Genomic DNA, 13012 nt, shown 5'->3' with positions numbered 1-13012 from the left:
CCGGGAGACGTCGCGCCGGGCGCGAACGTTGGAGAGGTCGTTCCGGAGTTCATGCGGGCAGTACCGAGGAGACCAGCAATTGCGTGTAGGGATGTTGGGGATCGTCGAGCACCTGATCGGTGAGCCCGGCTTCGACCACGCGGCCGGCCTGCATCACCATCAGGCGATGTGCGATGAGGCGCGCCACGCCGATATCGTGCGTGACGATGATGGCGGCAAGATGAAGGCGCTCCACGAGCGAGCGCAGCAGGTCGAGCAATCTCGCCTGCACCGACACGTCGAGGCCGGCGGTCGGTTCATCCATGAACACGAGTCGCGGCTCGGTGACCAGATTCCGGGCGATCTGCAGACGTTGCTGCATGCCGCCGGAGAACGCGCCGGGCATGTCGTCCACGCGCGCCGGATCGAGTTCGACCTGCGCCATCCAGTGGCACGCTTTGGCGCGAATGTCGCCGAAGTGGCGCGCGCCCACCGCCATCAGGCGGTCGCCGATGTTGCCGCCAGCGGAGACGTTCATGCGCAATCCGTCGCGCGGATTCTGCTCCACGAAGCCCCATTCGGTGCGCAGCAAGCGACGCCTGTGCGCGTCGTCCAGCGCGCACAGGTCATGCAGCGTCCCGTCGGTGCCGCGATAGTGCAGCGTGCCCGCGTCGATCTCATGGCGCAGCGCCAATGCACTCAGCAGCGTCGATTTGCCCGACCCCGATTCGCCGACGACGCACACGACTTCGCCGGGCCAGAGATCGAACGTCACGTCGGCGCAGCCGATGCGCTCGCCGTAGCGTTTGCCGAGCCCGGCCACTCTCAACAACGGCAACGACGGCAACAACGGCAGCGACGGTTCGTCGGCCGGTGGCGTCGCGCGCGGCGCGTTGCCCGAGCGCGCGTTCATGCGACCTCCCCGGCCGCCGTGCGGCTACCGCAGTAGTCGCTGTCGGAGCACACGTGCATGCGGGTGCCTGCGTCGTCGGTGATGACCTCGTCGAGGAAGCTGTCGGTCGCACCGCACAGGGCGCATCGGGCGTCCCACTTCTGGATGTCGAACGGGTGATCGTCGAAGTCGAGGCTCTCGACTGGCGTGTAGGGGGGAATCGCGTAAAGGCGACGCTCGCGTCCCGCGCCAAAGAGTTGCAACGCCGGATTCATATGCAGTTTTGGGTTGTCGAATTTCGGAATCGGGGAGGGCGACGTGAGATAGCGCCCGTTCACGATGACCGGATAGTCGTAGGTCGTCGCGATCGCGCCGTGGCGCACGATGTCCTCGTACAGACGCACGCGCATGAGGCCATACTCCCCGAGCGCGTGCAGCTTGCGCGTCTCGGCGACGCGTGGCTCGAGCCGGAAGAGCGGTTCGGGCATGGGCACTTGATAGACCATGATCTGGCCTTCGCGCAGCGCGGTTTCGGGAATGCGATGGCGGGTCTGGATGACGGTGGCGTCCGACGTCTTCGTCGTGGTGGCCACCCCGGCCGTGCGCGTGAAGAAGCTGCGGATGTTGACGGCGTTGGTGGTGTCGTCCGCCCCCTGGTCGATGACCTTGAGTGTGTCGCCAAGGCCGATCACGGCCGCGCTGACCTGAATGCCGCCGGTGCCCCAGCCATAGGGCAGTGGCATCTCGCGGCTGCCGAAGGGCACCTGATAACCGGGGATCGCCACCGCCTTGAGCAGGCTGCGCCGAATCATGCGCTTGGTCTGCTCGTCGAGGAACGCGAAGTTGTAGCCCTGCGCCGTGGTGGCAGCGCCCGCGCAGGGGAGCGTTTGCAAGGTGTCGCGCGAGGTGCCGCGCAAAGCAGCGCCGTCGTTCATGCCGCCTCCTGGGTGTTGTGCACGGCAGAGCTGACGTCGTCGTCGTCAGTGGATTGCATTGCGTATTTGGCCGCATGCTCGGTGCGGAGTCGGCGTACCAGTTCCAGCTCGGCCTGAAAGTCGACGTAATGCGGCAGCTTCAAGTGCTGCACGAAGCCGGACGCCTCGACGTTGTCGCTGTGATAAAGCACGAACTCCTGCTGCTGGGCGGGAGAGGTGACGGCGTCGCCAAGCTCCTGGGTGCGCAGCGCACGGTCGACGAGCGACATGGCGAGCGCCTTGCGCTCGTTATGGCCGAATGCAAGACCGTAGCCCTGCGTGAACTGCGGCGGCACGGACTGATTGCCGCCGAACTGCGTGACCATCTGGCACTCGGTCACCGCCATCTCGCCAATGTCGATCGCGAAGCCAAGTTCCTCCGGCACGATCTCGACGGCCACCTGCCCGATGCGGATTTCACCGGCGAACGGGTGATCGTTGCCGTAACCGCGCTGCGTCGAATAGCCGAGGGCAAGCAGGAAGCCTTCGTCGCCGCGCGCGAGGTTCTGCAAGCGCGCCGCGCGTGACGCCGGTGTAAAGAGCGGTGAACGCACGAGGTCCTGGGGTTCGGGGTCGCTGGCGTGCGCGTGCGAGGCTTCGAGCAGGCCATCGCGTCCGAGCAGGTCGGTCACGCGTGGGATGGCGGCGATAGGCGGTACAGGCGGTATAGGCGGTACAGGCGGTACAGGCGGAATGGCGACCTCGTCGAACGTTGTCGCCGTCGCCTCGCCCGACTCGACCTCCCGGGTTGCTTCGGTCCGCACTTCTCCCTGCATTGCGTCATGCGCTGCGCCGTCGTGCGTCTCGCCTTCGGCGAGCAGCGCGAAGTCGAGCAGCCGCTGGGTGTAGTCGTACGTGGCGCCAAGCACCTGACCGCCCGGAACGTCCTTGAACGTGGCGGAGATGCGCCGCGACAGACGCATCGTGGCGGTATCGATGGGCTGGGTGGTCCCCAGGCGCGGAAGCGTCGTGCGATAGGCGCGCAGCAGGAAGATCGCTTCGACGAGATCGCCCGCCGCCTGTTTGATCGCCAGCGCGGCGAGCGTCTCGTCATACAGCGCGCCTTCGCTCATCACGCGCGCCACGGCGAGGCGCATTTGCTCGCGAATCTGGGCGACACTCAGCGCGGGCACCTCGGGATTGCCGCGCCGTGCCTTCGCCAGCAGATCCCACGATCGTTCGATGGCGCGCTCGCCCCCTTTGACTGCGACGTACATCAGCAAACCTCCACATGCGTGGTGCGCGGCAGCCCGAGCACCGTATCGCCTGCACCGATCAGCAGATCGAGCCCGGCGGGAAAGCGTGAGGCGAGGGCGGCACGCGCCTGCCAGAACGCGGCGTCGAGTCCGCCGACGGTGACGTCGGCATGCGTGGCGATGCCCGGGCCACGCAGACGCAGGCGCAACCCCTCGCAACCGGTGTGTCCGGCCGCGAGCGTCGGCACGTCGACGATCAGCGTGGTGCTGTCTTCGGGCGATTCGGCGGTGCCGAGCGCAAAGCGCTCGAGCGCGGGGCAATGCGCGGGATCGGTGAGCAGCGCAAAATGCGCGCCCGACAACGCGGACGCATCGTCGAGCAGCGGCGCGCCCGTGTGGAAGCGCAACGCGCTCGCGAGTTCCGGCAGCACACACTGCAGCCAGACGGCGGTCGTGGCGTCGGCCAGCGCGAGGAGGGTGGCGCGCGCCGCGACGCTGGCTTCCTCGCTCGGCGCAAGCCGACTGCCGACGCCGCGCAGCCGGCCGGGACGCGCGAGCGCATCGAGCACTGCGCGAAACACGTTTTGCGCGTCATGGACCGGGTCGGCAAAACCTGGCTGCAATTGCGACCAGTCCGGCATCGATGCCATGGACATTCAGGCCTCCCTTACCAGCGTGAAGAATTCGACGCGGCTTGCGGCCGCGTCGGCTTCGTTCCGGGCGGCGGCGGCCGCCAGCCGTGCAGCAATCGTCGCCAGCGGGCCAGCGGCGAGTGTGTTGCGGTGCTGCGGCATCTGCATGAGCGCGTCCAGACGGGCCACGCGCGCCGCGCACGCGGCATCGCGACCCAGCACGTAGCCGGTGCCGACGACGCCGTCGTGCTGACGCAACGTGCAACGCGTCACGGTCGTCTCGCCGAGGTTGAAGCGCTCGCCGCTGCCGCCGATGCGCCCCTGCACCATCACCAGCCCGGTCTGTGGCGCGCGCAGCCAGACGAACTCGGGGGCATCCGGGCAGCGAGCGATGGCGATGTCCAGTTCGTCGCGCGTGGCCCGCGCAAGCAGCGCGAGCCATTGCGCACGGGCAGGCGCGGCGCGCTGGCCTTCGTCACGCACAGTGTTGGAAGATGGGTTCGGCATAATTGTCTAGTCGTATAGACGTGTGTATGATCGCAATGACCTCGAATGAGGGGGTGCACGCGAAATCATTACAACTTTGCCGGGTGTCAATTTGATGACAGCACAACTCGAACGTGGTGGCGGTGTCGCCGTCTGGCGGCAGATTGCGCAGATTCTTGCGACGGAAATCGGTCAGCGTCGCTATGGCGAAGGCTTGCCCGACGACCGTCTGCCCAGCGAGACCGACCTCGCGCAACGCTTCGGGGTGAACCGCCACACGGTCCGCCGCGCCATTCTCGGGCTCGCGGAGCAGGGTCTCGTGAATGTCGAGCATGGCAGAGGCACTTTCGTGCAGGCGGGGGCGATCGGCTACGCGATCGGACGCCGCACGCGCTTTACCGAGAATCTCTCGCAGCACAATCTCAAGACGGCGCAGCAGATTCTGACGGCTCGGAAAGTGAAGGCCGAGGCGACCGTCGCGCACGCGCTCGGGCTGCGCGTGGGCGCACCGGTCTATCGCGTGGCGCTCACGCGTCGCAGTCTCGATGCACAAGGCGTCGAGCTGCCGCTCGCGTATAGCGAGAACTGGTTTCCGGCGGCGCGCTTTCCCGACTTCGCGGATGTCGTTGCGCAGCACACGTCGATCAGTGCGGCGCTCGCGAGCTTTGGCGTTACCGACTACACACGCCGCGAGAGCCGCATCGGCGCCCGGCTTCCCGACGCCGATATCGCGCGCCATCTCGGCATCAATCGTCAGCAACCGGTGCTGAGCGTCGAGAGCACCGATGTGGACGACGCGAACCAGCCGATCAAGTACGGCATCGCCTATTTCCCCGCGGATCGCATGCAGCTTGTTGTGCAAGGAGAGACGCAATGAGTGATCTGCACGATGCGCGCCGTACGCACCCTACGCGCGATACTGGGGCCGATATGGGCAATCCGGGCAATCCGGTCGATCAGGGCGATCAGGGCGATCAGGTCGATCAGGCGCTCGACCTCTCCCAGGCGCGCTTTGCGATCTATTACGCGCCGCCTGCGGGTTCGTGCTGGTGGAACGAGGGCAGCCGGTGGCTGGGGTGCGATGCGATCACCGGGCGCAGGCTCGATGCGCCGCAAGTCCCCGGTCTGTCGCGTGCGCTTCACGACCTGACGGTCGACGCGCGGCGTTACGGATGGCATGCCACGCTCAAGGCACCGATGCGCCTCGCACCGCACGTCCAACGTCGCGATCTGTCAGGCGTCGCGGCGGCGGTGGCCGCGCGCCATGCGCCGTTCGATCTCCCAATGCGCATTGACGTCATGGGAACCGACCATGGCACGCGGCATGGCTTTGTCACGTTGCGTCCCGTGGGCGAGACTGTTGGCGCGAAAGCCGTCGATGCGCTCGCCGCCGACTGCGTGCAAGCGTTCGACAACCTGCGCGCGCCGCCCAGCGGCGACGAACTGGCGAAGCGCCATGCGCAGCCGCTGACGGCGCGGCAGCGCGAGAGGCTCGCCCAATGGGGCTATCCGTACGTGCTCGACGAATTCCGTTTGCATATGACGCTGTCCGACCGTGTCGACGCGAGCGACGCTGCTGCGATCGTCGATTGGTGGCAACCTCGCGTGCAGGCGCTCGGGCCGATGCGCGTGGACGGCCTGGCGCTCTTCGTTCAACCGTCGCCCGGTCAACCATTCATAATGCACGAGCGCTTTGACTTCGCGGAGGTCGCATGAGTCGCCCGCGTCTCTTTTACGTGATTGGCCCGTCGGGTGCAGGCAAGGATTCGTTGCTGACCTATGCCCGCGGGCGGATCGATGCTGCGCCGACCGGCGGCATGCCGGTGCTTTTCGCGCACCGCTACATTACGCGGGCGCCCGCCGAGGGCGAAAACCACATCGCGTTGTCGCCCGCCGAATTTGCGGTGCGGCACTCGCTGGGGTGCTTCGCGCTCGACTGGGAAAGCCACGACTGCCGGTATGGCGTCGGCATCGAGATCGATGCCTGGATGTCCGCCGGAGCGAGCGTCGTCGTCAACGGCTCTCGTGAATTTCTCGCGCAGGCCGTGCATCGCTATGGCGAACGTCTCTCTCTGGTGGAGATTCGTGTCGACCCAAAGGTGCGTGCCCTGCGCCTAGCGCGTCGAGGCCGCGAAACGGGCGATGCCCTCGACGAACGCCTTTCTCACAACGTGGTTTGGTCGCCTCCAGGCGATGTTCCGCTGTGCGTCATCGACAACGACGGGCCGCTCGCCGAGGCGGGCGATCGTCTGGTCGGCGTGCTGATGCAGCCACCGCTCACGTGAGCGGCGCACGGGACATCGAGGACCTCATGGCGAGTCCGTCGCGCATGTGTCGACGATGGTTTGCACGGCAATGGGCGCTTGAGAAGGCGTTGAACTGGCGCGCGACACGGCAGATCGCCTCGGCGTCGTGGCACACCGCGACGCGCAACGCAGGCGGACTTGCCGCCGCTTCTGTAAAATGCCGCTTTTGCTTCGATTTCGCGTGCCTCCGATGGAGGTGCGTCCGGTCTCCGACGTATGTCTTTTGCTTGTATTGCGGCGGCGCGCCGCTTCGACTACACGGCGCATCTGCCGCTCGTGATCGGTTCGCAGCGTTATGGGTGGATTCGCCGTCGCGACGTCGAGTCGCTGCGCCGCTGGCCCGACGTGTTCGAGATCAACTCGCTGGCGGTGCGTATTCATCCGCGCCACGACACCTGCGAAGCCCGCACGGCGGCGCTGGCGTCGGTGATCGAGGCGCTGGCGGAGCAGGGACGCATTACCGGCTGGCGCAACGAGCGCTACGCGATCCGTCAGCGGCTCTACGACGCGCCGATGGCGTGGATCGAGCGCGCGGCCTCTCGTTTCTTCGGCACGCGCACGTTCGCCGTGCATGTGAACGGCTATGTGCCGTCTCGCTTCGTCGGCGAAGCGCCGGCATTGTGGATTGCGCGGCGTAGTGTGCACAAGGCGACCGATCCGGGGTGTCTCGACAATACGGCGGCCGGTGGCATCGGCAACGGGATCGGTGTGGGCGACACGCTCGTCAAGGAGTGCTGGGAAGAAGCCGGGATTCCCGCGCATCTGACCAACGAGGCGCGGCCCGGCCGCACGCTGCATATCCTCGCGGAGATTCCGGAGGGGGTGCAGTGGGAGCAGATTTTCGTCTACGATCTCGCGCTGCCGCGCGGCTTCGTGCCCGAGAACCAGGACGGCGAGGCGAGCGCGCACGGCTTGTGCCTGGCCGGCGAGGTGCGGGACATGATCGGACGCGGCAAGATGACCGTCGACGCGGGCCTCGCGAGCCTCGATTTCCTGCTGCGCGAGGGGGTCGTTCACGCGAAGGACTGCGCCGGCATCGAGGCACTGTTCAAGCCGGCAGACGAGTAATCGAGGCAAGCGGCTGCACGGCCACCGACACGAATTTCAACACTGCAACGACATTGCAAGCCTTTGCGCAGGAGCATCCATGGCACCGATCGAAAACAGCTACATTCTGAAGTTGTCCTGCCCGGACCGTCCCGGTATCGTCCACACGGTGGCCGGTTTCCTGGTCGAGCGCGGTGGCAACATTCTCGACTCGGCCCAATTCAACGATCGCTTCACCGGCGGTTTCTTCATGCGCGTGCACTTCGAGCAACTGCCGGGTCAAACCGATCTGGCGACGTTGCAGCGCGACTTTGCGCCGCTCGCCGAGCAGTATGAGATGCAGTGGGAACTGGTCGACGCAGCGATCAAGCCGCGCGTCATGCTGATGGTCTCGAAGATCGGCCATTGCCTGAACGATCTGCTGTTTCGCTACAAGACCGGGCAGCTCAACATCGAAATTCCGGCGATCGTCTCGAACCACAAGGATTTCTACCAACTCGCGGCGAGCTACAACATTCCGTTTCATCATTTGCCGCTCATGAACGCGACGCCGGAATCGAAGGCCGCGCAGGAAGCCAAGGTCTACGAGCTGGTTCAGGACAACAACATCGATCTGGTGGTCCTGGCGCGTTACATGCAAGTGCTCTCGAGCGATCTGTGCAAGAAGCTTGCGGGCCGCGCGATCAACATTCACCACTCGTTCCTGCCCAGCTTCAAGGGCGCGAAGCCGTACTACCAGGCGTTCGACCGTGGCGTGAAGCTGATTGGGGCGACGGCACATTACGTGACGTCCGATCTCGATGAAGGTCCGATCATCGAACAGGAGGTCGAGCGCGTCGATCACACGATGGATCCGGAGCAACTCAGCGCCATCGGGCGCGACGTGGAATGCGTGGCGCTTGCGCGCGCCGTGCGTTTCCACGCTGAGCATCGCATTCTGCTCAACGGCCACAAGACGGTGATCTTCCGCTAAGCGGCGCGCCCGCCAGTCACAGCACGCGACGCCCCCGGGACGCCAGGTTCCGGGCGTTGCCGTCGGTCGTCGCGGCGCGCTCCCCAATGCAGCGAACGCAGCGGATGAGGCGAACGGAGCGAACGGAACATTAGCTGCGTCGCGCCAGCTCGCTGCCCGCGTCGCTGGCCAACCGGGCGATCGACATCGTCGAGCTCATGGCAATCAGCCCCACTGTCAGGAACGCCCACGGGAAGTCGACGCCGGTGACGTGATCGCGGCCATGCAGCCACGACGACGTTTGCAACACGGCCGCGCCAATCGTAATGCCCAGGGTAAGCGACACCTGCTGCGCGACACTGGCCAGACTCGTCGCCTGGCTCATGCGATTCCCGGGCACGTCGGCGTACGAGATGGCGTTCAGGCTGGTGAACTGCAACGAACGGAAGCATCCACCGAACAGCAGCGTGCCGAGGATTGCCAGATGCGACGTCTGCTCGGTAAACAAACCGTAGCCGCCGAGGGTCGCCGAGGCGATGAGCGCGTTGGTCATCAGCACGCGCCGAAAGCCCCAGCGTTGCAGAATGCGCAGCGAGAGCGTCTTCATGAACATGGCGCCCGCGGCCGAAATGAACGTGAGCGCGCCCGACGCCATCGGCGTCAGACCGAATCCCAGTTGAAGCATCAACGGCAGCAGGAACGGCGTGGCGCCAACGCCAATCCGGAACAGGCTGCCGCCCGCGACACCCGCGCGAAACGTGGGGATGCGGAAGAGGTCGAGTCGCAGCAGCGGATGGGCGAGCCCGTTCGCGTGACGCAGATACGCACCGAGCAGCGCCGCACCGATGGCGACGAGCCCGAGCGCCAGCGGCGTGGGAATCAGATGGCGGCCGATCGTGGACAGGCCCAGCATCACGAGCGAAAGTCCGAGGCCCGACAGCACGAAGCCCTTGACGTCGAGCGGCGGCATGTCGTCTTCATACAGATCGGGAATGTACTTCGTCGCGAGGATGAAGCCGAGCACGCCAATCGGAATGTTGATGAAGAAGATCCAGCGCCAATGCCAGTAGGTGGTGATAAAGCCGCCAAGCGGTGGGCCGAGCACCGGGCCGACCAGTGCAGGAATGGTGAGGTAGTTGAGCGCGCGCACCATGTCGCGCTTCTCCACGGACTTGAGCAACGCAAGCCGTCCTACCGGCACCATCATCGCGCCGCCCATGCCTTGCACGAAACGCGCGATTACCAGTTCCGGCAGATTGGTCGAGATCCCGCAGCAGATCGAACCGAGCACGAATACGCCGATGGCGGTGCGAAAGACATTGCGCGTGCCGAAGCGATCGGCAATCCAGCCGCTGATCGGAATGAACACGGCCAGGCTGATGAGGTAAGTCGTGAGCGCGAGCTTGAGCGTGATCGGGCTCTCGCCGAAATCTTTCGCGATCAACGGCAACGAGGTGGACAACACGGTCGAATCCATGTTCTCCATGAACAGCGCGCAGGCAACGATCAGTGGAACAAGCATGAGGCATGGCGTTGCCGTCGCGGCAACCGGATAAGCATTGGACTATCGGCACCGCGCACGAGACGCTGTGCGTGGCCGGGGGGTAACCGATGACATGGAGGCAGCGCCGGGCGTGGCATACGCGACGGCGGCGCTCCGTGTCTTATAGCAAACTTCGCGCCTGTGCGTATCGTTGACGTGTGGCGCCAGCGCGCACGCGGGCTTTCGCAGCACTTGTCTCGTGCACCGGCGTTTTGAAGGGCGGAATGCTGTGTCGTATCTCGATACGTTGTTTTGACTGGCGAACCGCTGAGCTGGCAACGGCATGCCGGTGATGCGGGCGATGCCGGTGAGCATGTGCTCGCCTACGCCTTCGCCTACGCCGACACCTTCGCTTGACGCGATGCGAGGAAGTCGCGCAACACGTGAAGGTGGGTGTGTGCGTCGCCGTCTTCGAGTCGATGGGCCGCCGTCAGCAACGTGACCGGGCCTTCGGCCAATCGTGCGCGAAGGTCCGCGAGGGTGGCATTGTGTTCGGCATCGAGCGCGGCGAGTTCATCGAGATAGCGCTGACGGAAGTCGTCGAACTGCGTCGGATGCTGATGAAACCACTGTCGCAGCGGCGTGCTCGGTGTCACGTCTTTAGCCCAGTAGTCGATGTGGGCCTTGGCTTTGGCGAGTCCGCGTGGCCACAGGCGGTCGGCGAGGATGCGTTGTCCGTCGGCGGGATCGGGGGCGTCGTAGGCGCGCTTGAATTGAATGGCGAGGTGCTTGGCAATGCGTTTGCGTGCGGCACTGGCCTTGGCCGATGGTGCTGCGTGAGTGGTTTTCGTCGACGGCATGACGCACGGCCCTCCGGAGTGAGCGCGCGAACGCGCGACACCCCAGAGCTTACCGGAGCGGCGCGATGCCGGCGAGTGCCGCCGCCCCACGGCGTCTCGTCCGAATGCCGCGAGCTTTCGCCCGCGTGTGGCTGACAAGGCACCCGTCAGAAGCGCCAGTTGAGGTTGCCGTACACGGCATTGTCACTGAGCTTGCTGCTGAACTGACCTGTATAGCTCACGCCAAGGGTCAGCGCGGCGCCGATGAAGGCATCGATACCGGCGCTGAGCACCGCAGCATCCCGGGCAATGGGAACGCCCGCCACCGTGAAGGCTGTCGAAGTGCCGGAGAATGCCAGGCGCATGTCCGGCGTGTCCGCGCCATAGGCGTGGCGCCAGCCTGCTGACAAACGCACGCGTCCCGCCGCCGCCGAGCCGGTGCCGAAGGCCATCTCGCCACGCAGGCCGGCAGTCGAGAACGTGATGCCTTGCGATTGCTCGTCGGCGTGAAGCGCGGCGACGCTGCCCGTTTCGTCGAACGCGCCGGAGCGCATACGTGCGTAGGCCAGGTTGGCGAACGGCTCGATGCTGGCGGGGCCAGCGTCCAATCGCCATGCGGCTTCTCCGAAGATCTGCCACACCGATGCGTCGTAGCTCCCCCGCGCCGTCTGCACGATGGGGCCGATGGAAATGCCGCGCTGCGAACTGATTTGCTGCCATGCGTAGGCACCGCCGAGCGTGGCGCCCAAGCGTCCGAACCGACGATTCACGTAAGCGCCGATCTGCGCATCGTTGCTTTTGCCGGAAGCACTCGACCCTGTGTTGAACGTGCTGTGTCCGAGACCACCGAACCCGCCTGCACGCCACGTGTCGCCCAGCGGCACGTCGACACCGGCAAGCACGCCCATGCCGCGCCGATGCAATGTCGAGGCGCCGGAGCCGCCGTCGGCCACCGGTTCGGGGCGCAACTGACCATCGTTACCGTAGACCGACGCCCATGCTTGTGTCACCCGATGCTGTGCACGGCAGTCGCTAGCGCGCTTGACCGGAGCCACACCCGTGAGCGACGGCTCGTCGTCCGACGATGCGTCGTCACAATCCTGCCCAGGCGAGAGACTCTCGCGTAGTCGTTGTGAGACGGCATCGCGCGCCACCTGACTTTGGCTCAGCAGCATCGATTTGATCGACGCATACATGCTGCCGTCAAGACTCTCGAAAGCGGCCGGCGCCGTGTCGGCGGTGAGGCCAAGCGCTGCCTGATACAGGGCGCTGCCCGCACCGAGTGCCTCGACCGCGCCTGCCGCCGCCTTCTGATTCGGGGTGACTGCGCCAGTCGGGAACGGCGTGCCGTTGGACGCGAATGACAACAGCGCGGTGGTTGGCGTGTAAGTGACCTGCGGCGTGAGATAGAGCAGATTGGTCGACGCCGACGCGAACGTCCCCGAGACGCCGCCCGGCGCCGAGACGACCACGGCCCCCGAGACGTCGGCCGGTTGCGTGCCCGGCGTCGCGTTGACGACGAGATTGCTGCCGCCGATCGACGCGCTGCCGGTCGCATCCACCTGACTGGGTGCGGTGCCGGGGGTCACACTCACTTGCAACGTCGAACCCGGGTCCAACGTGAGATTGCCATTGACGACCAATATCGCGCCCGGCGCGCTGACAATGATCTGACTGCCGCTCGCAGCGCTCAGCGACCCGGTTTGCCCGCCTGCACCGCTGGCGGCGAGGCGCAGCAGCCTGCCGCCGGCCTGCAATGGCGGGGTCGAGGCGGGAGTCATCAGCGTAGCGCCCGTGAGCACCGACACTGGCGAGTTGGGGAGGTTGCCGATACTGAGTGTGCCGCCCGCGACCGTGGTCGGACCGGCGAGCGGGTTTTGCACGCCGACCGTGAGCGTGCCACTGCCGGTTTTCGTCAGCGCGCCACTGCCTGAGATGCTGCCCGGGAAGTTACCGGCTGCAAGCGTTACCGAGCCACCGTTGATGTCGAGGCCCCCTTGCGCCGTGCCGCTCAGTGAAGGCAACGCGACGTCGACTCCCTGCGTAGTCACGGTGCCTTGCGAGATCGTCAGCGCGCCGCTGCCGAGACCGGTCGGGGAGGTGACGGCCACGGTCCCGCCGTTGACGGCTGTGCCGCCCGTGTAGCTATTGTTGCCGCCGAGCGTGATGCCTTGCGAGTCGTTCAGCGCGAGCCCGCCGTTGCCCGAGACGTCGCCGCTCAGGGTG

General features: G+C 65.9%; 13 protein-coding genes. 5 read left to right on the top strand and 8 right to left on the bottom strand.

Annotated elements, in window-relative coordinates; all coding sequences use genetic code 11:
* Positions 1 to 49: 49 nt before the first annotated feature.
* The 5 genes from phnK to phnG are packed head-to-tail and all read right to left on the bottom strand — an operon-like array spanning position 50 to position 4180.
* Positions 50 to 892 (bottom strand): phosphonate C-P lyase system protein PhnK, encoded by an 843-nt coding sequence (gene phnK, locus ACE3UG_RS01565; RefSeq protein WP_374618705.1) that lies wholly within the window; start codon positions 890 to 892, stop codon positions 50 to 52.
* Complete coding sequence (locus ACE3UG_RS01560; RefSeq protein WP_374618702.1) at positions 889 to 1806, bottom strand: alpha-D-ribose 1-methylphosphonate 5-phosphate C-P-lyase PhnJ; 918 nt, start codon at positions 1804 to 1806, stop codon at positions 889 to 891. The genes phnK and ACE3UG_RS01560 overlap by 4 nt, the downstream gene beginning before the upstream one ends.
* A complete protein-coding gene (locus tag ACE3UG_RS01555; protein WP_374618699.1) occupies positions 1803 to 3062 on the bottom strand; it encodes a carbon-phosphorus lyase complex subunit PhnI in 1260 nt (419 codons plus the stop codon). Before ACE3UG_RS01555 ends, ACE3UG_RS01560 begins: the two co-directional genes overlap by 4 nt.
* Positions 3062 to 3697, bottom strand: coding sequence for a phosphonate C-P lyase system protein PhnH (phnH, locus tag ACE3UG_RS01550; protein ID WP_374618697.1), 636 nt, complete (start codon positions 3695 to 3697; stop codon positions 3062 to 3064). Before phnH ends, ACE3UG_RS01555 begins: the two co-directional genes overlap by 1 nt.
* Positions 3698 to 4180, bottom strand: coding sequence for a phosphonate C-P lyase system protein PhnG (gene phnG / locus ACE3UG_RS01545; protein ID WP_374618694.1), 483 nt, complete (start codon positions 4178 to 4180; stop codon positions 3698 to 3700).
* A gap of 94 nt (positions 4181 to 4274) precedes the next feature.
* Here phnG and phnF point away from each other — a divergent pair, with 94 nt between their 5' ends.
* The 5 genes from phnF (at position 4275) to purU (ending at position 8485) form a co-directional block, all read left to right on the top strand.
* Complete coding sequence (gene phnF, locus ACE3UG_RS01540) at positions 4275 to 5036, top strand: phosphonate metabolism transcriptional regulator PhnF (protein ID WP_374618692.1); 762 nt, start codon at positions 4275 to 4277, stop codon at positions 5034 to 5036.
* A complete protein-coding gene (locus tag ACE3UG_RS01535) occupies positions 5033 to 5875 on the top strand; it encodes a DUF1045 domain-containing protein (protein WP_374618689.1) in 843 nt (280 codons plus the stop codon). Before phnF ends, ACE3UG_RS01535 begins: the two co-directional genes overlap by 4 nt.
* Positions 5872 to 6444 carry a phosphonate metabolism protein/1,5-bisphosphokinase (PRPP-forming) PhnN gene (gene phnN / locus ACE3UG_RS01530; RefSeq protein WP_374618687.1) on the top strand — a complete coding sequence of 191 codons (573 nt, stop codon included), beginning with the start codon at positions 5872 to 5874 and terminating at the stop codon, positions 6442 to 6444. Before ACE3UG_RS01535 ends, phnN begins: the two co-directional genes overlap by 4 nt.
* Positions 6445 to 6681: 237 nt before the next feature.
* Positions 6682 to 7533, top strand: a complete 852-nt coding sequence (locus ACE3UG_RS01525) for a DUF4743 domain-containing protein (protein WP_374618684.1) — start codon at positions 6682 to 6684, stop codon at positions 7531 to 7533.
* A gap of 79 nt (positions 7534 to 7612) precedes the next feature.
* The gene (gene purU, locus ACE3UG_RS01520) at positions 7613 to 8485 is read left to right on the top strand and encodes a formyltetrahydrofolate deformylase (RefSeq protein WP_374618681.1); all 873 of its coding nucleotides are present in this window, start codon (positions 7613 to 7615) and stop codon (positions 8483 to 8485) included.
* 130 nt (positions 8486 to 8615) lie between these two features.
* Here the strand turns inward: purU and ACE3UG_RS01515 are convergent, their stop codons facing one another.
* The 3 genes from ACE3UG_RS01515 to ACE3UG_RS01505 all read right to left on the bottom strand — a co-directional run.
* The gene (locus tag ACE3UG_RS01515; protein ID WP_374618679.1) at positions 8616 to 9986 is read right to left on the bottom strand and encodes an MFS transporter; all 1371 of its coding nucleotides are present in this window, start codon (positions 9984 to 9986) and stop codon (positions 8616 to 8618) included.
* Between the two features lie 356 nt (positions 9987 to 10342).
* On the bottom strand, positions 10343 to 10807 hold the full coding sequence (locus ACE3UG_RS01510) for a DUF488 domain-containing protein (RefSeq protein WP_374618677.1): 465 nt from the start codon (positions 10805 to 10807) through the stop codon (positions 10343 to 10345).
* A 146-nt stretch (positions 10808 to 10953) separates the two neighbouring features.
* Positions 10954 to 13012: autotransporter domain-containing protein (locus tag ACE3UG_RS01505; protein ID WP_374618674.1), on the bottom strand; the 2059-nt coding region annotated here is incomplete at its 5' end.

Source organism: Pandoraea sp. (assembly GCF_041919235.1).
Taxonomy (GTDB): Bacteria; Pseudomonadota; Gammaproteobacteria; order Burkholderiales; family Burkholderiaceae; genus Pandoraea.
This window is presented reverse-complemented; position numbering and strand designations above follow the sequence as displayed.

Coding starts and splice junctions, on each gene's coding strand:
- phnK (WP_374618705.1), bottom strand. CDS start 892: ATGAACGCGCGCTCGGGCAACGCGCCGCGCGCGACGCCACCGGCCGAC.
- ACE3UG_RS01560 (WP_374618702.1), bottom strand. CDS start 1,806: ATGAACGACGGCGCTGCTTTGCGCGGCACCTCGCGCGACACCTTGCAA.
- ACE3UG_RS01555 (WP_374618699.1), bottom strand. CDS start 3,062: ATGTACGTCGCAGTCAAAGGGGGCGAGCGCGCCATCGAACGATCGTGG.
- phnH (WP_374618697.1), bottom strand. CDS start 3,697: ATGTCCATGGCATCGATGCCGGACTGGTCGCAATTGCAGCCAGGTTTT.
- phnG (WP_374618694.1), bottom strand. CDS start 4,180: ATGCCGAACCCATCTTCCAACACTGTGCGTGACGAAGGCCAGCGCGCC.
- phnF (WP_374618692.1), top strand. CDS start 4,275: ATGACAGCACAACTCGAACGTGGTGGCGGTGTCGCCGTCTGGCGGCAG.
- ACE3UG_RS01535 (WP_374618689.1), top strand. CDS start 5,033: ATGAGTGATCTGCACGATGCGCGCCGTACGCACCCTACGCGCGATACT.
- phnN (WP_374618687.1), top strand. CDS start 5,872: ATGAGTCGCCCGCGTCTCTTTTACGTGATTGGCCCGTCGGGTGCAGGC.
- ACE3UG_RS01525 (WP_374618684.1), top strand. CDS start 6,682: ATGTCTTTTGCTTGTATTGCGGCGGCGCGCCGCTTCGACTACACGGCG.
- purU (WP_374618681.1), top strand. CDS start 7,613: ATGGCACCGATCGAAAACAGCTACATTCTGAAGTTGTCCTGCCCGGAC.
- ACE3UG_RS01515 (WP_374618679.1), bottom strand. CDS start 9,986: ATGCTTGTTCCACTGATCGTTGCCTGCGCGCTGTTCATGGAGAACATG.
- ACE3UG_RS01510 (WP_374618677.1), bottom strand. CDS start 10,807: ATGCCGTCGACGAAAACCACTCACGCAGCACCATCGGCCAAGGCCAGT.